The sequence below is a fragment of the Pantoea sp. EKM10T genome (genome assembly GCF_011800685.1).
GTDB classification, from domain to species: Bacteria; Pseudomonadota; Gammaproteobacteria; order Enterobacterales; family Enterobacteriaceae; genus Pantoea; species Pantoea agglomerans.
Window position 1 is genome coordinate 14,865 of sequence record NZ_JAALEU010000007.1, and the last position, 16,675, is coordinate 31,539.

Below are 16,675 nucleotides of genomic sequence, written 5' to 3' on the forward strand. Positions count from 1 at the left end.
GCGGTTGAAACCCATCAAAAGGGCGACCGGGGAGAGTTAACATCGCAGCCGCGTCAGGGTGGCACGGCGCTGATAAGGTCCCGTCACGTCAGCCCGATCCAGGGTGCAGCCTGAAGGACCGCTCTGCTGTTGCAGTATTGAAGTCCAGCCGGGACTCTCATGTCCCATCAGTTGCTGCTCAGCCACCCGCCATGCCTCACGCTGATACCACTGCTGGCTGAATCCCAGTGCCAGTGCGCGATGATAGTGCAACAGCGTGCTGCTGCTTAATGCCATTAACAGCAGAGCAAACAACACTTCCGGCAGGCTGAATCCACCGCGCTTACTGGCAGGTGGCCGGGGGCGTGAGCGGGCAGTAGTCAATCCAGCCGTGCGGCAACGCGGTAATCTGATTGCCCCGTAACCGCACCCACTGCCAGACTGCCATGCCACTGCCGCTGGCCTCCCCTTTAAGCAGACCTTCATCCTTTTCACCTCGTTGTAAACAGCTGCGCCAGCCCTGGCGATCATCCTGCTGACAGCTGGCCGCCTCACTGGCTGACCAGCTCAGGGAGAAGCCCCATTGCAGCGCAGACTGCGCCCGCCAGAAACCCTGAATAAACTGCTGCTCATCCGCCAGCAGTCGCATTCCCTGCTCAGACATCTTACGGCTGGCATGCAGCGTAAAGCTGCCGATGACCATAATCATCAACACCATGCCCAGAGCGCTGCTGCCTCGCTGCTTCACAGGTTATCTGCCTCAACCCAGCTCTCCATCGTTTCAAGCCAGCGTCCGGCCCGTGCCTGCAGCACTATCCTGACCTGCGTGCCCTGCTGGCTGACGCTGAACTGCTCCAGCGTCATAAACACGGGATCGGAGAGCCGCTCCCAGCCCGCTGACTGACACTGGTCAACACCTCGCTGCATCTCAAGCTGCTGTTGTCGCAGGCGATAACCGTAATAGTCACTCTCTGCATGGCTCACCCCTTCCCATTTACCGTTGCTGTTCTCATCCCAGCGCAGCAGCAGGCAGTTCTCTCTGATTTGCAGCGCCTCACTGCCACACTCACCGTGACAATAACCGGCACGCCGCACCGCTTTTTCCAGTGTCGCCATCATCTGCTGTAACTCCTGACGCAGCTGCGCCCGTTGCATCACGCCGGCGTTCTCTGCCAGCAGCAGCGGCAGAAAACGGCCAGCACTTAACATCACGACGGCGCTGATTGCTAAGGCGATCAGCATCTCCAGCAGGCTGAATCCGGCGACTTTCAACGGCACGTCTCCTCATCCGTCATGCAGAGGCGAATACGGGCTCTGGCCGAGATAATCAGCCGCATTCGTCCGGCGCTGTTACCCAGCTCAATGCTACCCGCCCGGGCCACATTACGTCGGCCATAGAAGCCCGGTTCACCCCGGATGCCATAGAGCGAAACGCCAGCGTGCGGCGCCACGAATTGCAGCCGTTTTCGGCTATCACACCCTGCAACGGGGAGGCTTCCGGCACCGATGCACCAGGGATCGCCAGGCCGTGACCATAAAACCAGATCGCTATTTTGCCGGTTGGCCTGGGCACGCAGCCGAAGCAGGAATCCCTGCAGTTGCTGGACGCTGTCGCGCAGTTGCAGCCGCTGTTGCCAGCGCTGCCAGCCATGCAGCGCGGCAACGCTCAGCATGCCGGCAATCACCATCACCAGCAGCAGTTCCGGCAGGGTAAAACCGCGTAAGTGTGCTGTTTTCATAGCGTCAGAGTGCGGGTGATGAACAGATGAAACAAGGCGCGGTTTGGCAGGCTGGAAAGCACGTCGCAGAGAATCTTCCCCAACAGCATGATTTGGCAGAAGCGTGCGAGCGTTGCCGCAGATTTACCGGTTTGCGGGCAAAAAAAAGCCCCGGCGATGAAGCCAGGGCGTTATCTTTTATCGCGAATCAGATGGCGACAGGGGCTTTGATCGCGGGATGCGGATCGTAGCCTTCAATCTCAAAATCTTCGAACTGATAGTCAAACAGCGACGCCGGTTTGCGTTTGATAACAAGTGATGGCAGCGGACGCGGTTCGCGGGTCAGCTGCAGGCGCGCCTGCTCCAGATGGTTACTGTAGAGGTGGGTATCACCGCCGGTCCAGACAAAGTCGCCCACCTGCAGATCGCACTGCTGCGCCACCATATGTACCAGCAACGCATAGCTGGCGATGTTAAACGGCAGGCCCAGGAAGATGTCGCACGAGCGCTGATAGAGCTGGCAGGAGAGTTTGCCGTCCGCCACGTAGAACTGGAAGAACGCGTGGCAAGGGGCCAGCGCCATCTCGCTCAGCTCGCCGACGTTCCAGGCAGAAACGATAATCCGGCGTGAGTCGGGATCGCGCTTCAGCTGCTCCATCACCTGGCTTAACTGGTCAATCTCCTGGCCGCTGGCCGTTCCCCAGCTGCGCCACTGTTTGCCATACACCGGGCCGAGATCGCCATTCTCATCCGCCCACTCATCCCAGATGGAGACGTTGTTTTCTTTGAGATAACCGATGTTGGTATCGCCTTTCAGAAACCACAGCAGCTCATGAATAATCGAGCGGATATGACATTTCTTGGTGGTGACCAGCGGAAAACCATCCTGCAGATTGAAACGCATCTGGTGACCAAAAATTGAAAGCGTACCGGTGCCGGTACGGTCAGCTTTTGGCGTGCCTTCGTGCAGCACATGTTGCATTAAATCCAGATACTGTTTCATTTTTCCTCGCGAAATTGTGGCTGCGGGCGACGACGATACGCCCAGGTCATCATAATAATACCGGCAATAATCATCGGCACAGAGAGGATCTGTCCCATACTGATTCCGCCTTCAAACAGGCCAAGCTGGGCATCCGGCTGGCGGAAGAACTCAACGATAATACGGAAGGCGCCATAGCCAATCAGGAACAGGCCAGAGACGCTGCCCATCGGGCGTGGCTTACGAATAAACAGATTCAGGATGATAAACAGCACTATCCCTTCCAGCACCAGTTCATAGAGCTGCGAAGCATGACGCGGCAGCACGCCGTAGGTGTTGAGCAGCGCCTGGTATTGCGGATTGGTGGCGGCCAGCGCGACATCTTCGCTGCGGGAGCCAGGGAACAGCATGGCATAGCGGAAGCCCGGATCGACACGGCCCCAGAGCTCACCGTTAATGAAGTTGCCGAGACGACCGGCACCCAGACCGAACGGGATCAGCGGCGCGATGAAATCAGCCACCTGGAAGAAATTACGTCGGGTGCGGCGGGCAAAGACCAGCATGACGACAATCACCCCGATGAGGCCACCGTGGAACGACATGCCGCCATCCCAGACTTTGAACAGATAGAGTGGATTTTCCAGGAACAGCGGTAAGTTGTAGAACAGCACATAGCCGATGCGTCCACCCAGGAAGACCCCCAGGAAACCGGCATAAAGCAGGTTCTCCACTTCCTCTTTTTTCCAGCCGCTGCCCGGCTGATTGGCGCGGCGGACAGCCAGCCACATGGCGAAAACAAAGCCCACCAGATACATCAGACCGTACCAGTGAAGCGAAACCGGTCCAATCGAGAAGATCACCGGATCGAACTGCGGAAATGCAATATAGCCGTTATTCATCATTCACCGTCTATTTTTCAACCCTGAAAAGGGGGTGTTGTCAGGCACATAAATTAAGGCTGCGCATCATAGCACAGCCGGTTTTGTGAATTGTCCCGCAAATGTAAACGCGGATAACGCCCAGAGTCTGACTCGTGAGGCGTACATTGTTGCAGCCAGACTGGTCACGGACAGCGCGCAACAACCGGAGCGTACACGTAGTACGTGAGGATTACTCGCTGTGCTCGCCCCTTCAGGGCCGCCCTGACGGGCGTTCAGGTTGCTAAAGCAGCCTGTGTGAGCACTGCCCAGGGCCAGAATGGCAAATAAAATAGCCTGAAGTAGCGCTTAGCGACCGCCGCGGATTAATCCACCCAGCCCGCGACGCTCCATAAAGGTCGAGACCAGATGACGAACCTCAGTGGCGGTATGAGCATTCATCCCCTGCTCGCTGAGCTGCTGTGCTTCTTCGTGATCCAGATGGCGCAGCAGGTATTTCACCCGTGGTACGTTTTTGCCGTTCATGCTGAGATGGTGATACCCCAGCCCGACCAGCAGCGCCACGCACATTGGATCGCCGGCCATTTCACCACACAGGCACAATTCCAGATTGGCCAGACGGGCTTCCTGCGCAATCGTATTCAGTGCACGCAGCATCGCCGGATGCAGCGAGTCGTAGAGATTGGCCACGCGGGTGTTGTTGCGATCCACCGCCAGCAGATACTGGGTCAGATCGTTGGTGCCAACCGAGACAAAATCGACCCTTGACGCCAGATGCGGGATCATAAACAGCATCGACGGCACTTCAATCATGATGCCGATGCGCGGCGCGGGGATCGTATAGCCCAGCATCTCTTCGACTTCGCGTCCTGCGCGATCGATCAGCTTTTTCGCTTCGTCGATCTCATCGATATGGCTGATCATCGGCAACAGAATACTGAGGTTGCCGGATGCGGCGTTAGCACGCAGCATCGCGCGCACCTGCACCAGGAAAATTTCCGGCTGGTCAAGCGTCAGGCGGATGCCGCGCCAGCCCAGACAGGGATTCTCTTCACTGATAGGCATGTAGGGTAGCTGTTTATCTGCCCCCACATCCAGGGTACGCAGCGTCACAGGCTTGTTGTGAAACAGCTGTAACATGCCCTGATACTGCGCCACCTGCTCCTCTTCCGACGGGAAGCCGTTCTGCAGCATAAACGGGATTTCGGTGCGGTAGAGACCGATGCCATCCACCCAGTTGCCCAGCGTCTGCTCATGCTCCGGGCTTAAGCCGGCATTCAGCATCACCTGCACGCGCTCGCCACTTTTCAGCTCACCGGGCTGATCGACCACGCCTTCCGCCATTTTGCTCAGCGCATTCTCTTCGCTGATCAAACGCTGGTACTCCTGCACCAGCACCGGCTCGGGATCGATCAACAGCTCACCGCGATACCCATCGACGATAAGCAAACGTTTGTTGAGCTGATGAGGCTGGATGTCAGCGCCCATGACCGTCGGGATCCCCATCGCGCGCGTCAGAATCGCCGCATGGGAGTTGGCTGCGCCGTCACGCACCACCACGCCCGCCAGCCGCTCATGCGGCAGCTCAGCTAAAGTGGTGGCGGTCAGCTCATCGGCCACCAGCACAAAGCGTTCCGGCCAGGCATTGGTCCCGACCAGCGTATCGTCAAGGTGAAACAGCAGGCGCTGACCCAGCACCCGCAGATCGCCTGCGCGTTCACGCAGGTAGGTGTCCGTCAGGCTGGCAAACTGTTCAGCAAACTTCTCGATCACCTGTTTCACTGCCCATTCGGCGACCGATCCGCGTTCGATCTCGTCGAACAGATCTTTTTTCAGTCGGGCATCGGTTAACAGGTGAGAGTAAAGGTCGAAAATGGCCGCACTCTCTTTCTGAGCGCTGGCGCTGAAGCGTTTACTGAAGCGACGAAATTCACTGGTGGCTTCGCTCATGGCGAGCGACAGACGCTCACGTTCGCGATGAACATCCAGCGTTGAGGCAGCCGAAACCTGATCGAGCAGTGGCTGCGTCTCATCCACCCAGCCCGGTGCCACCGCCACGCCAGGCGCAGCTGCAATTGCGCGCACCCGCGTCTGCCGGAACTGACCAAACAGCTGAGCCATCTGCGACTGCGACAGCAATGCCGCCATCTGGGTGGCAAGGGTGACCAGAAACGACTCTTCGCTTTCATCAAACTGACGGTGCTCGCGCTGCTGTACCACCAGCACGCCCAGTAACTGGCGACGGCTGATAATCGGCACGCCGAGGAAGGAGCGGTAGCGCTCCTCTTTCACTGCGGGGATATATTTAAAGCTGGGATGACTCTGGGCGTCAGCAAGGTTAATCGGTTCGGCCAGACGGCCCACTAAACCGACGATCCCCTCGTCAAACGCCAGGGTCACGGTGCGGCCACGCGGTTTTTTAAGTCCGCGCGTCGCCATCAGGTAGTAGCAGTGACGATCGTGGTCGGCGAGGTAAACGGAACAGACTTCCGTATCCATCGCCAGACAGATCTCATTAACCAGGATGTCGAGTGCTTCATTGAGACGCGGCGCACTCGCCACTTTTTCTACAATTTCGCGCAACTGAGTGAGCATAAAGGGCGTGGCCTATCCTCTCTTACGTCGATGGGCAGGATTATTTCGCTGCCCCGCACTCTCCTGCATAGACATCACCACGCCAGCGAATTCCTTCATCACCCGACGATAAACGTCGCGCTTAAAGGAGACAACCTGACGCACCGGATACCAGAAACTGACCCAGCGCCAGCCATCGAACTCGGGCGTGCTGCTGTGCTGCACATTGATATCCGCGTCATTACACATTAACTGCAGAAGAAACCACTTTTGTTTCTGGCCGATACATACCGGCTTTGTGTCCCAACGCACCAAACGTTTTGGCAACTTGTAACGTAACCAGTTACGGGTAGAAGCAAGTATTCGAACATCTTTCCGGTGTAATCCGACTTCTTCGAACAGTTCGCGATACATCGCCTGTTCTGCGGTTTCACCGGGATTGATGCCTCCCTGAGGAAATTGCCAGGAGTGCTGTCCAAAGCGCCTGGCCCATAACACTTGTCCCTGCCGGTTACAGATTACGATACCAACATTCGGGCGGTAGCCATCATCATCGATCACCGGACTACCTCAAAGCAAAATTTGAATGAGCTGATTGTTTCACACTCCTTACAGGCGGTAAACCACTGGATTCATGGGGGGTTAAGCCATCATCGCCGGGATAACTCACAGAAAATGGCAAAGTTATAAACAATGACCGAGAAAAAGATCGATCTTATTCACCTTTTCTGTGGATAGCTTTGTGCAGAACGCGGGAGTTATCTGAATAACCTTTTCCGTGCGCGCTGAAGAGCCAAAATGAGCCAGCAACACATCCATCTGATTTTTAATGAAATTAAATCGAAAACCTTACCGGTAAATCTTTTATAAACAGTGAATATTTTCATGGCAACTGACAATTGCTTAAAATATAAGCACACTGCTTTTTATCCACAGATAATCGCTCAGGGTTAGGCCAGAGCGGCGAAATTATGGCCAGATCGTGAAAAGTCAAGGCTGTAAATGGAACCAGTACCGCACTCAGACGGTGGTTATCCCATTTTTCTGTGGATAACCGGGCTGGAGATCCTGTTCATTGTTGCGGGTAAGCTGGGATAACCCTGAAGCACCTGGGGCGGCGAGCGTGCAATCCGCTAAAAAAAGCACGATCTATCATGTTATTATCGATCCCTGACGCGGATTATTTATGTGAGAAACGTGACTCACCCGCTGCTGTACAAATTTTAATCATTGCGAGTGTTCACCATGAGTTACCAGCCAGGACCACCTGAAGATGAAGCCAGCCTGCTGGCACGCGCGCAGGATTTAGCCGGTTTAACCCTGGAAACCCTGGCCGCGCGCGCCGGTCTGCCCATGCCTGCGGATCTCAAACGCGACAAGGGCTGGGTCGGCATGCTGCTGGAGTGGCATCTTGGTGCCAGCGCAGGCAGCAAAGCGGAGCAGGACTTTGCCCATCTGGGTATCGAACTGAAAACCATCCCGATTGATGCGCAGGGTAAACCGCTGGAAACCACCTTTGTCTGCGTGGCACCTCTGACCGGCAACAGCGGCGTGACCTGGCTCACCAGCCATGTGCGCCACAAGCTGGCGCGGGTATTGTGGATCCCGGTTGAAGGCGGGCGTGAGATTCCGCTGCGGGAACGCCGTGTCGGCGCGCCGCTGTTATGGAGCCCCGATGCGGAAGAAGATGAGATGCTGCGACAAGACTGGGAAGAGCTGATGGATATGATTGTGCTGGGTCGCGTAGAGCAGATTACCGCGCGACATGGTGCCTGGCTGCAAATCCGGCCCAAAGCCGCCAATAGCAAAGCGCTGACAGAAGGAATCGGCGATCAGGGCCAGCCAATCATGACGCTGCCGCGCGGTTTCTACCTGAAGAAAAGCTTCACCGGGCCCCTGCTGGCGCGTCATTTTCTCCTCTGATTGTCGCCACCCGCGTTGATGTGTCGCAATTTTGTGGGAGATCGGCGAATTGAATGCGTATAATCGCCGTTTACTTTTCGTTTAGGATTAAATGTCGGTATGTTTGAGTGGATTTCCGATCCCAACGCCTGGCTGGCGCTGGGCACCCTGACCATCCTTGAGGTGGTGCTGGGTATTGATAACATCATTTTCCTGTCGCTGGTGGTTGCTAAACTGCCAAAACACCAGCAAGCCAGCGCACGTCGCATTGGTCTGATGGGCGCGATGCTGATGCGTCTTGGCCTGCTGGCTTCTATCGCGTGGGTAGCCCGTCTGACTAACCCGCTCTTTACGCTGATGGATCATGCGTTCTCGGCGCGCGATCTGATTCTGCTGTTCGGCGGACTGTTCCTGCTGTGGAAATCGAGCATGGAGATCCATGAAACGATTGAAGGCAGCGAAGGCGAACACAACACCCGCGTCCATTCCTTCCTGGGTGCGATTGTGCAGATCATGATGCTCGACATTATTTTCAGCCTCGACTCGGTGATCACGGCCATCGGCCTCTCCGATCATCTGTTCATTATGATGGCGGCGGTGGTTATTGCCGTGCTGATGATGATGTTCGCTGCGCGCGCGATCGGTGAGTTTGTTGACCGCCATCCGTCAGTGAAAATGCTGGCTCTCTCTTTCCTGATTCTGGTCGGTTTCACCCTGATCCTGGAGAGTTTTGCGGTCCACGTACCAAAAGGTTACATTTATTTCGCTATGTTCTTCTCAATGGCGGTTGAGTGTCTTAACCTGATGCGCAGTAAGAAAAAGCACGCCTGATAAAGTCAAGGGCGAGCCTGCTCGCCCGGTTATTTTCAGATTCATACGATTAACCCTGCCGGCAAAACCATTTATTACTACACTGTTTGCACTTGACCATTTGTGAGGATTAGGCGTGATGAAAGGGTTGGCAGGAGTAGCACTGGTGATGGTAACCGCCGCATTCTTAAGTGGATGCAGTTCTGATTATGTCATGGCGACCAAAGATGGCCGGATGATCATGACCGAAGGCAAGCCGAGCATTGATAAAGAGACCGGCCTGGTGGAGTACACTGACCAGACGGGTCATATGGTGCAGATTAACAGCGATGAGGTTTCTACGATCATTGAACGTTAAGTGCCCGATTTAATCACCTGCCACCGATTCCCGGCTGGCAGGTGATTTCCCCGACTTTTCCCCCTTCCTTCCCCGCCATTGCTCGCGCTATAGTCCCTGAGGACACAACATTCCATTCCATAAAGAAAAGGAAGCTGGCAATGCACTATCATCGTATTCCCCACAGCACGCTGGAAGTGAGTCAGCTGGGGTTGGGCACCATGACGTTTGGCGAACAGAACAGCGAAGCCGACGCCCATGCTCAACTGGATTTAGCTATCCGTTCCGGCATCAACTTTATTGATACTGCCGAGATGTATCCGGTGCCCCCGCGTCCGGAAACCCAGGGTCTGACCGAACAATATATTGGCAGCTGGCTTAAACAGCGCGGCAGCCGCGACAAAATCATTCTTGCCAGTAAAGTGGCCGGGCCTTCACGTGGCAATGATGCGTCGATTCGCCCGGATATGGCGCTGGACCGTAAAAACATCCGCGCAGCACTCGATGCCAGCCTGAAACGCCTGAATACTGACTACCTTGACCTCTACCAGCTGCACTGGCCACAGCGTCAGACCAACTATTTTGGCAAGCTTGGCTATCAGTACAGCGAAACCACTGCTCAGGTGACGCTGCTGGAGACGCTGGAAGCGCTGACCGAACAGGTGCGCGCTGGTAAGATCCGCTATATCGGGGTGTCGAACGAAACCGCGTGGGGCGTGATGCGCTATCTGCAGCTGGCGGAGAAGCATGAGCTGCCGCGCATTATCAGCATTCAGAATCCCTACAGCCTGCTGAACCGCAGCTTTGAAGTGGGTCTGGCCGAAATCAGCCAGCATGAAGGCGTAGAGCTGCTGGCATATTCCAGCCTGGCGTTTGGAACGCTGAGCGGCAAATACCTGAATGGCGCGCAGCCTGCGGGCGCACGCAACACGTTGTTCAGCCGCTTTACCCGCTACAGCGGCGAGCAGTCACAAAAGGCGATTGCCGAATATGTGGCACTGGCTCAGCAGCATCAGATCGACCCGTCGCAGATGGCCCTGGCCTATGTGCGTCAGCAGCCGTTTGTGGCCAGCACGCTGCTGGGCGCTACCACGCCTGAACAGTTGCAGATCAATATCGACAGCTTCAATCTGACCTTAAATGCAGAGATCCTGGAAGGCATTGAGGCGATCCATCGTCGTTATACTTATCCGGCTCCCTGAGCGTTCTGTTGCCAGCTGCCGCGTGGCGGCTGGCATCACTTACAGGTCGCGATAATAGAGTTTTACCGGCTTAGCGGGATACTCCAGCGCTTCACCCTGTGGCAGCCAGCCATAACGTTCGTAGTAACCCTCAAACGTTGACCATAACCACAACTGTGGATAGCCCCGTGCCTGTGCATAGGCGATGACATGCTGCTGCAGCGCTTGACTGACACCTTTGCCGCGCACCGACTCATCAACATAGAGCGCCGCCAGCCAGGGGAAAAGATCCTGACGGCTGATCAGGTCGCAGCGCCAGAATCCCACCGTGCCGACTGCCCTGCCCGCCTCCACGGCAACGAAAGTCACTGGAAAATCAGCACCGATAAGGCTGCTGTTCACCACACTGGCAAAGAACGCCCGGCTGGTGGCTTCACCAAATGCGCGCCACTGCCAGTCGATGATCTGATCGGCAAATTGGGGGGCATCGCTGAGCGATACAATCTCAATCACATCAGTTTCCCCTGAAAGATCGGGACTGAATCAAACAGGTAGCCATCAAAGTCAGGCGCATCGGCGTCGGAAAGCTCCAGCAGCGTATTCTTGACGTTCTCAAGGTGCTGCCAGGTGGATTGCCAGGCCCCCATCACATCACGCCGACGCAGAGCGGCCAGGATTGTCTGGTGATCGCCGAGCCACTTCAGGCGATAGGCGCGGGTTTCAAACTGCGGGCGCAGCTGCTGCCAGAGCGGGCTGCTGTCATGATGTCGCCAGATACTGGTGACGGTATCGAGCAGCATCTGGTTCTGACTGGCACCCGCCAGCAGCAGATGAAACAACTTGTCGTTGTCCTGACTGCTGTCGTTGGCGGCAATAGCACGCTGCTCCTGTTCCAGCGTTCGGCGCAGATTTTCAATGTCCGCTTTGGTCGCCATTTTTGCGGCAAAGGCTGCAATATTGCTCTCCAGCAACTGACGTGCCTGTAGCATTTCAAACGGGCCAACGTCGCTGCGGAAGAAGGCCTCTTCTTCGTCATCACTGGCGGAAGGAATACGCATCACATAGACGCCGGAGCTCTGGCGGATATCCACCGTACCTTCCAGCTCCAGCATCAATAATGCCTCGCGCACGATGGTCCGGCTGACGCCCCAGGTTTCAGCCAGCTGACGTTCAGGCGGCAGGCGCGATCCCACCGGATAGTGCCCGTCACAGATCTGCTGACGCAGGTGCTGACCAATTTCCTGATACTGCTTTTTTTCTTGCGGCGCTTCGGCTTTGTCCACACTGTCACCCTTTGCAATCAATGCGCTAACGGCATTGCCGCGGTTCCCTGCGCGACAATGCCCGCGAACCGGAGAGGCTGGCTCGCAAACTGGGGCTCAGTGTATCAAAGCCAGCGCCTGATCGAGTACCTTTGCACCATTCAGCGTGCCGTAAGCAACAGTATCGATCACCGCGATGGGCAACTGATAGCTGTCGGTAAGTTTTCTGTTCTCCTCCAGTTTGAAGCGCACCTGTGGCCCGAGCAGCACGACCACCACCTCGTTGCCGTAGTTTTGCAGCTCTTCACGCAGGTTTTGCTCCGGAATGGCGTAGATCTGAAATGCCAGTCCGCGAGCGGCAGCCTCCTTTTCCATCCGCGTCACCACCATTGAGGTCGACATGCCCGCAGCACAGGCCAGAACAATTCGTTTCATGCTCGTTTCCTCGCGTTATTTCGGCTCATCATCAAGCCACAGGGTAAATTGCTGCGTGTCGCGCAGCGTACGGAACCAGTGGGCAGATTTCTTCATACGGCGCTGACGCTGCTTATCTAAGTCGATTTCGATAAGACCATAGCGATTTTTAAAGGCATTCATGGGCGAGACATTGTCGGTAAACGCCCACAGCATGTAGCCCTGACAGTTAATACCCGCCTGACTGGCGCGTATCGCCTGATGCAGGTGCTCGCTGATAAACGCGATGCGGTAATCGTCCTGAATCTCCCCGTCGGCATTTTTGAACTGCGCTTCGTTCTCAATTCCCATACCGCTTTCAGCCACAAACCACGGGATATTGCCGTACTCATCGCGCATCCGCTGCGCCATATCCCAGATAATTTCAGGCTGAATTTCCCAGCCGCGTGAAGGGTTCATCCGTCGCCCCGGCAGTTCAAAGTGTTCGTAATACCAGGCGGGATGAAAGGGTGTCTCGGGATGCCAGGCGCGGGACGGTGCCTTCACGCGATGCGGATAGTAGAGATTAAGCCCGACTTCATCGACGGTATTGGCGGCAATAATCGCCAGCTCTTCCGGGGTGGTTTCCCACTCAATCTGATGCTTATCAAGCAGCGCCAGCAGCTCCGCCGGATACTCGCCTTTAATGGCGGGGTCGAGAAACACCCGGTTGTAGAACAGGTCATAAATATGCGCCGCCTTCTGGTCGTGCGGGGCTGACGATCGCGGATAGGTGACTTCCGGATTGAGTATGGTACCAATGCGACCGGCATAGCCTGCCGCGCGGAACAGCTGCACTACCCGGGCGGTAGCAAGATTTTTGTGGTGGTTCCACTGCATCCATTTATGGGTGTTCTGCTCATAAGGCCAGCGCAGCGCGTCAAGATAGACGCGGGTCTGCACCACAATCGGCTCGTTAAACACAAACCAGCGCGTGACCCGACCGGCATAGCGTTTAAACACCTGTTCGACATAGCGGATAAAGAGTTCAACGACATGCTTTGACTGCCAGCCGCCATACTGCGCCAGCAGCGTGGCGGGCAGCTCGTAATGCTCCAGACAGAGCATCAGTTCAATGCCCTGGCGCTGCATTTCATCAATCAGCCGGTCATAGTAAGCCGCGTACTCCTCATCGACCGTAGCGGTTTCGTAATCGATCAGGAAACGCGACCAGTTGATTGAAGTGCGGTAGTGGGTCAGCCCGCTGGCCTTCATTAGCGCCACATCCTCACTAAACCTGTTGATAAAGTCGGTGGCAACCGCCGGGCCATAACCGTTGTGCCAGACGTGACGATCCTGTTGATACCAGGCGTCAGGCCAGGAGTCCTGCCCCGCTTTTTTTCCGCTCCAGCCTTCCGTCTGCCAGGCGGAGGCAGCAGCTCCCAGAATGAAATTCTCAGGTATGTGGACAGTCTGACGACTCATAACACCTCCGTTCGGTTAGGGTTCAGCTCAGGTTGCAGGCTCTTTGCTTCCGCTGCTTCTGCTGCATCCGCGCGGCGGGCTGCGACTTTCACAAATGGCAGATAGATAAGTACTGACACCAGAATGCAGACGATCTGCGTCACCACCGCACCCATCGATCCGGCCGTTGACAGCCAGGCATTGATAATCGGAGGCGTGGTCCATGGCACCATCACCACGGCTTTCCCGGCAAATCCCATCACCGTAGCGAAGTAGCCGATAGAACCTGTCACTAGCGGTGTGATGATGAAAGGGATAGCCAGTATCGGGTTAAGCATAATCGGCATACCAAATATAACCGGCTCGTTGATATTGAAAATGCCTGGCCCGAACGACAGTTTGGCGATTTCACGCATCTCTTTGCGTCGCGTTGCCAGCATCACGGCGGTGAGCAGCCCGATGGTCAGGCCGGAACCGCCGATGCTCATATAAACATCCCAGAACGGCATGGTGATGATGTTCGGTGCCTCTTTTCCCTGCTCAAAAGCGGTCATGTTGACCATAATCGCGCCCAGCAACAGCGGCTCACGGATCGGCTTCACCATCTGGTTGCCGTGAATACCAATCACCCAGAACAGCTGGGCGACGAACATCAGAATCAGAATGCCCCACAGGCTCTGCACCACCGACTCCAGCGGCTGCTGCACCACCTGGTATACCGCATCGTAAAGGTACATGCCGGTGACGCGATGGAAGATAAAGCCAAAAGTCGCTATCAGCGTCACGGTGATGATTGAGGGGATTAGCGCGGAGAAAGAGGCGGCCACGTTGGGCGGCACCGTGTCGGGCATTTTGATTTTCAGCCGCTCAACCTGTTCGAGGCGGCAGTAGATCTCTACTGATAGGATGGCGATAAACATGCCGAGAAACAGGCTTTTGGTATCGGAGAATTGTTTGGCCAGCACGTCGGTGACCAGGTGCATCTGCCCATCGACCATCATCTGTAAGGTGGTCGGCGTCACGGATACAAAGCAGATGATAGCCAGCAGGCCGGGAAACAGCGTTTTTATACCGTTGATGCGCCCAAGCTCAATACCAATCAGGAACACCGCACCAATGTTGAGAAAGCTGAGCGTGGCGTAATTGATACTGCTGGTGATGGGCTTGAGGTCAGCTAAAAAAGCCAGGGCGGCAAAGCTGGCAAGGCCATTTTTGCTGTCCAGCACCATGTTAGAGATCAATACCGAGAAAGCGCCAACAATGATCACCGGCATCAGGGTAATGAATGAGGCTTTAATCGCCATGATGTAGCGATAACTGTTAAAGCGGGTAGCAAAGCTGCCCAGGGAATCGATAAGGCGGTCCTGTAGAGACATGATCAACCCTCAGAGATGTAAGATCGGTATTCCTGTAATCGTCGTGGTCTTCCCTGTTAGTGGCATACCAAAATGACGAATCCCCTCGGTTTTTTCTGTGACGAGCCTCCCGGAAACGCTTATTGGCATTCCAGTATGATTAAAACGGCCAATTTGGCATACCAATAGCGGAGGCGTTATGGATTACGAACAGACCATGATGGAATTGCTGATCAATGCAGGGGAAGCCCGTTCGTCGGCGATGATGGCGATTCAGTGTGCGCGCAAACGCGACTGGACCGGGGCTGACGCGGCGCTGGCAGCTTCAGATACCGCGGCAAAAGCGGCACATAAAATTCAGACCGCGTTGATTGGTGCAGACGAGGGAAGCGGAAAATTGCCGGTCACGCTGATTCTGGTGCATGCGCAGGATCATCTGATGAATGCAATGCTGTGCCGCGAGCTGGCAGAGGAGCTGGTCATGCTGCGCAAAGAGATCTATGGCTGACAGGCGGCGCGCCGGCCGCCTGAGCGAGGTGATTAGCTGATTTCCAGTGCCAGTAGCGACTCAATAGTCTGCGCGCGGCGGATCTCGCGCGGCTGGCCCTGCTCAAACAGCACTTCCGGGATCAGCGGACGGCTGTTGTAGTTAGAGGACATGGATGCACCGTAAGCACCGGTGTCGTGGAAGACCAGGTAATCGCCAACCTTTGCCGCCGGAATCGCGCGTGGTTCGACCATGCCGCCCTCCAGCTGGGTAAAGACATCACCCGATTCGCACAGCGGGCCAGCGACCACCGTGTCGATAGTCTGCTGCTCATCAATGGCCCGTTCATCGCCCGCCATCAGCGAGATATGGTGATAGCTGCCATACATTGAGGGGCGCATGAGGTCACTGAAACCGGCATCGACCAGCACGAAGTGACGGCTGCCCATCGACTTAACCGCCCGTACCTGAGAGACCAGCACACCGGCCTCGGCCACCAGGAAACGGCCCGGTTCGATCTCCAGCTTTATCGCGTGACCCAGATGCTGGGCAATACGCTGCCGTGCTGCATCCCACAGGCCGAAATAGTGATCGGTATCGATCGCCTCTTCACCATAGCGATAAGGCACAGAGAGGCCACCGCCCGCAGAGATCGCGGTCAGATCCTGACCCGACGCCATCACCAGTTCAACCATCGCATCACAGACCTGCTGCAGATGCGCATAATCGACGCCTGAGCCGATATGCATATGAATGCCCACCAGCTGCAAGCCGTGCTGCTTAATCGCCGCCAGCGCCTCGGCTAAATCGGCGTGCCAGATACCGTGCTTGCTGTTTTCGCCACCGGTATTGGTTTTCTGACTGTGGCCGTGACCAAAACCAGGATTGACCCGCAGCCACACCGCATGTCCCGGTGAGACCGCGCCGAGCTGATGCAGCATATCGATCGATCCGGCATTAACCGGCACCTTTAACGCGGTCACCCGCACCAGCGTCGGCTGATCGAACAGATCCGCGGTAAAGACGATCTCATCACCGCCAGGCTGGTAACCCGCGGCCAGCGCACGTTCGATCTCACCCAGCGATACCGAGTCCACTTTCACGCCTGCTGCGCGCATCAGGCGCAGGATATGCGTATTCGAGCAGGCCTTCTGCGCAAAGCGCACCACATCAAATGCCTGCAGCTGGGCAATACGCGCCTGAATAATCTGCGCATCATAAGCCCAGAATGGCCCGGCGTAGCGGCGTGCCAGCGGCAGCAGGTTAGCGGCGCTGAGTGCGATTTCGGTACTCTGTAAGGAACGTGGCATGGCAATTCTCCTGTGGCAATAGCTGCATTAAGCCAGAATCGTG

Annotated in this window: 19 protein-coding genes; 5 read left to right on the forward strand and 14 right to left on the reverse strand. The window is 56.1% G+C overall.

The window, feature by feature from the left end:
* Positions 1-36: 36 nt before the first annotated feature.
* The 8 genes from HFD95_RS14155 to rppH form a co-directional block, all read right to left on the reverse strand.
* On the reverse strand, positions 37-363 hold the full coding sequence (locus tag HFD95_RS14155) for a prepilin-type N-terminal cleavage/methylation domain-containing protein (RefSeq protein ID WP_232526489.1): 327 nt from the start codon (positions 361-363) through the stop codon (positions 37-39).
* Positions 323-727, reverse strand: a complete 405-nt coding sequence (locus HFD95_RS14160) for a DUF2509 family protein (protein WP_033769930.1) — start codon at positions 725-727, stop codon at positions 323-325. The genes HFD95_RS14155 and HFD95_RS14160 overlap by 41 nt, the downstream gene beginning before the upstream one ends.
* The gene (locus HFD95_RS14165) at positions 724-1,251 is read right to left on the reverse strand and encodes a prepilin peptidase-dependent protein (protein ID WP_181955272.1); all 528 of its coding nucleotides are present in this window, start codon (positions 1,249-1,251) and stop codon (positions 724-726) included. Before HFD95_RS14165 ends, HFD95_RS14160 begins: the two co-directional genes overlap by 4 nt.
* The gene (locus tag HFD95_RS14170; RefSeq protein ID WP_167430389.1) at positions 1,248-1,718 is read right to left on the reverse strand and encodes a prepilin-type N-terminal cleavage/methylation domain-containing protein; all 471 of its coding nucleotides are present in this window, start codon (positions 1,716-1,718) and stop codon (positions 1,248-1,250) included. Before HFD95_RS14170 ends, HFD95_RS14165 begins: the two co-directional genes overlap by 4 nt.
* A 187-nt stretch (positions 1,719-1,905) precedes the next feature.
* The gene (gene thyA, locus HFD95_RS14175; RefSeq protein ID WP_010248642.1) at positions 1,906-2,700 is read right to left on the reverse strand and encodes a thymidylate synthase; all 795 of its coding nucleotides are present in this window, start codon (positions 2,698-2,700) and stop codon (positions 1,906-1,908) included.
* The gene (gene lgt, locus HFD95_RS14180; protein ID WP_167430390.1) at positions 2,697-3,578 is read right to left on the reverse strand and encodes a prolipoprotein diacylglyceryl transferase; all 882 of its coding nucleotides are present in this window, start codon (positions 3,576-3,578) and stop codon (positions 2,697-2,699) included. Before lgt ends, thyA begins: the two co-directional genes overlap by 4 nt.
* A gap of 327 nt (positions 3,579-3,905) precedes the next feature.
* Complete coding sequence (gene ptsP, locus HFD95_RS14185; protein ID WP_010248647.1) at positions 3,906-6,152, reverse strand: phosphoenolpyruvate--protein phosphotransferase; 2,247 nt, start codon at positions 6,150-6,152, stop codon at positions 3,906-3,908.
* Between the two features lie 12 nt (positions 6,153-6,164).
* Complete coding sequence (gene rppH, locus HFD95_RS14190; protein ID WP_009087042.1) at positions 6,165-6,692, reverse strand: RNA pyrophosphohydrolase; 528 nt, start codon at positions 6,690-6,692, stop codon at positions 6,165-6,167.
* A 684-nt stretch (positions 6,693-7,376) separates the two neighbouring features.
* Between rppH and mutH the strand changes: the two genes are divergently transcribed.
* The 4 genes from mutH (at position 7,377) to HFD95_RS14210 (ending at position 10,382) form a co-directional block, all read left to right on the forward strand.
* Positions 7,377-8,054, forward strand: a complete 678-nt coding sequence (gene mutH / locus HFD95_RS14195; protein ID WP_010248652.1) for a DNA mismatch repair endonuclease MutH — start codon at positions 7,377-7,379, stop codon at positions 8,052-8,054.
* Between the two features lie 99 nt (positions 8,055-8,153).
* Positions 8,154-8,864 carry a TerC family protein gene (locus HFD95_RS14200; RefSeq protein WP_010248654.1) on the forward strand — a complete coding sequence of 237 codons (711 nt, stop codon included), beginning with the start codon at positions 8,154-8,156 and terminating at the stop codon, positions 8,862-8,864.
* A 118-nt stretch (positions 8,865-8,982) separates the two neighbouring features.
* The gene (locus HFD95_RS14205) at positions 8,983-9,201 is read left to right on the forward strand and encodes a YgdI/YgdR family lipoprotein (RefSeq protein ID WP_003853956.1); all 219 of its coding nucleotides are present in this window, start codon (positions 8,983-8,985) and stop codon (positions 9,199-9,201) included.
* A 140-nt stretch (positions 9,202-9,341) separates the two neighbouring features.
* Positions 9,342-10,382: an NADP(H)-dependent aldo-keto reductase gene (locus HFD95_RS14210; protein ID WP_010248659.1), complete on the forward strand. Its 1,041-nt coding sequence runs from the start codon at positions 9,342-9,344 to the stop codon at positions 10,380-10,382.
* A gap of 39 nt (positions 10,383-10,421) precedes the next feature.
* Here the strand turns inward: HFD95_RS14210 and HFD95_RS14215 are convergent, their stop codons facing one another.
* From HFD95_RS14215 to HFD95_RS14235, 5 genes are all read right to left on the reverse strand, one after another.
* Positions 10,422-10,874 carry a GNAT family N-acetyltransferase gene (locus tag HFD95_RS14215; protein ID WP_167430391.1) on the reverse strand — a complete coding sequence of 151 codons (453 nt, stop codon included), beginning with the start codon at positions 10,872-10,874 and terminating at the stop codon, positions 10,422-10,424.
* Positions 10,871-11,644: an FCD domain-containing protein gene (locus HFD95_RS14220; protein ID WP_010248663.1), complete on the reverse strand. Its 774-nt coding sequence runs from the start codon at positions 11,642-11,644 to the stop codon at positions 10,871-10,873. Before HFD95_RS14220 ends, HFD95_RS14215 begins: the two co-directional genes overlap by 4 nt.
* A gap of 96 nt (positions 11,645-11,740) precedes the next feature.
* Entirely contained in the window at positions 11,741-12,058 is a 318-nt protein-coding gene (locus tag HFD95_RS14225; protein WP_010248665.1) for a PTS sugar transporter subunit IIB, read from the reverse strand.
* A gap of 15 nt (positions 12,059-12,073) precedes the next feature.
* Positions 12,074-13,501, reverse strand: a complete 1,428-nt coding sequence (locus HFD95_RS14230; protein ID WP_163762503.1) for a glycoside hydrolase family 1 protein — start codon at positions 13,499-13,501, stop codon at positions 12,074-12,076.
* On the reverse strand, positions 13,498-14,856 hold the full coding sequence (locus tag HFD95_RS14235; RefSeq protein WP_010248669.1) for a PTS sugar transporter subunit IIC: 1,359 nt from the start codon (positions 14,854-14,856) through the stop codon (positions 13,498-13,500). Before HFD95_RS14235 ends, HFD95_RS14230 begins: the two co-directional genes overlap by 4 nt.
* 178 nt (positions 14,857-15,034) lie before the next feature.
* Here HFD95_RS14235 and HFD95_RS14240 point away from each other — a divergent pair, with 178 nt between their 5' ends.
* On the forward strand, positions 15,035-15,343 hold the full coding sequence (locus tag HFD95_RS14240) for a PTS lactose/cellobiose transporter subunit IIA (protein ID WP_010671044.1): 309 nt from the start codon (positions 15,035-15,037) through the stop codon (positions 15,341-15,343).
* A 32-nt stretch (positions 15,344-15,375) separates the two neighbouring features.
* Here HFD95_RS14240 and lysA read toward each other — a convergent pair whose 3' ends face one another.
* A complete protein-coding gene (gene lysA / locus HFD95_RS14245; protein ID WP_167430392.1) occupies positions 15,376-16,632 on the reverse strand; it encodes a diaminopimelate decarboxylase in 1,257 nt (418 codons plus the stop codon).
* Positions 16,633-16,675 lie beyond the last annotated feature (43 nt).

What these genes read in the sequence shown, in the direction of transcription:
- lysA (WP_167430392.1), bottom strand. Translation starts at nt 16,632, where the DNA reads ATGCCACGTTCCTTACAGAGTACCGAAATCGCACTCAGCGCCGCTAAC.
- HFD95_RS14235 (WP_010248669.1), bottom strand. Translation starts at nt 14,856, where the DNA reads ATGTCTCTACAGGACCGCCTTATCGATTCCCTGGGCAGCTTTGCTACC.
- HFD95_RS14200 (WP_010248654.1), top strand. Translation starts at nt 8,154, where the DNA reads ATGTTTGAGTGGATTTCCGATCCCAACGCCTGGCTGGCGCTGGGCACC.
- ptsP (WP_010248647.1), bottom strand. Translation starts at nt 6,152, where the DNA reads ATGCTCACTCAGTTGCGCGAAATTGTAGAAAAAGTGGCGAGTGCGCCG.
- lgt (WP_167430390.1), bottom strand. Translation starts at nt 3,578, where the DNA reads ATGAATAACGGCTATATTGCATTTCCGCAGTTCGATCCGGTGATCTTC.
- HFD95_RS14240 (WP_010671044.1), top strand. Translation starts at nt 15,035, where the DNA reads ATGGATTACGAACAGACCATGATGGAATTGCTGATCAATGCAGGGGAA.
- HFD95_RS14205 (WP_003853956.1), top strand. Translation starts at nt 8,983, where the DNA reads ATGAAAGGGTTGGCAGGAGTAGCACTGGTGATGGTAACCGCCGCATTC.
- thyA (WP_010248642.1), bottom strand. Translation starts at nt 2,700, where the DNA reads ATGAAACAGTATCTGGATTTAATGCAACATGTGCTGCACGAAGGCACG.
- HFD95_RS14230 (WP_163762503.1), bottom strand. Translation starts at nt 13,501, where the DNA reads ATGAGTCGTCAGACTGTCCACATACCTGAGAATTTCATTCTGGGAGCT.
- HFD95_RS14225 (WP_010248665.1), bottom strand. Translation starts at nt 12,058, where the DNA reads ATGAAACGAATTGTTCTGGCCTGTGCTGCGGGCATGTCGACCTCAATG.
- HFD95_RS14210 (WP_010248659.1), top strand. Translation starts at nt 9,342, where the DNA reads ATGCACTATCATCGTATTCCCCACAGCACGCTGGAAGTGAGTCAGCTG.
- mutH (WP_010248652.1), top strand. Translation starts at nt 7,377, where the DNA reads ATGAGTTACCAGCCAGGACCACCTGAAGATGAAGCCAGCCTGCTGGCA.
- HFD95_RS14170 (WP_167430389.1), bottom strand. Translation starts at nt 1,718, where the DNA reads ATGAAAACAGCACACTTACGCGGTTTTACCCTGCCGGAACTGCTGCTG.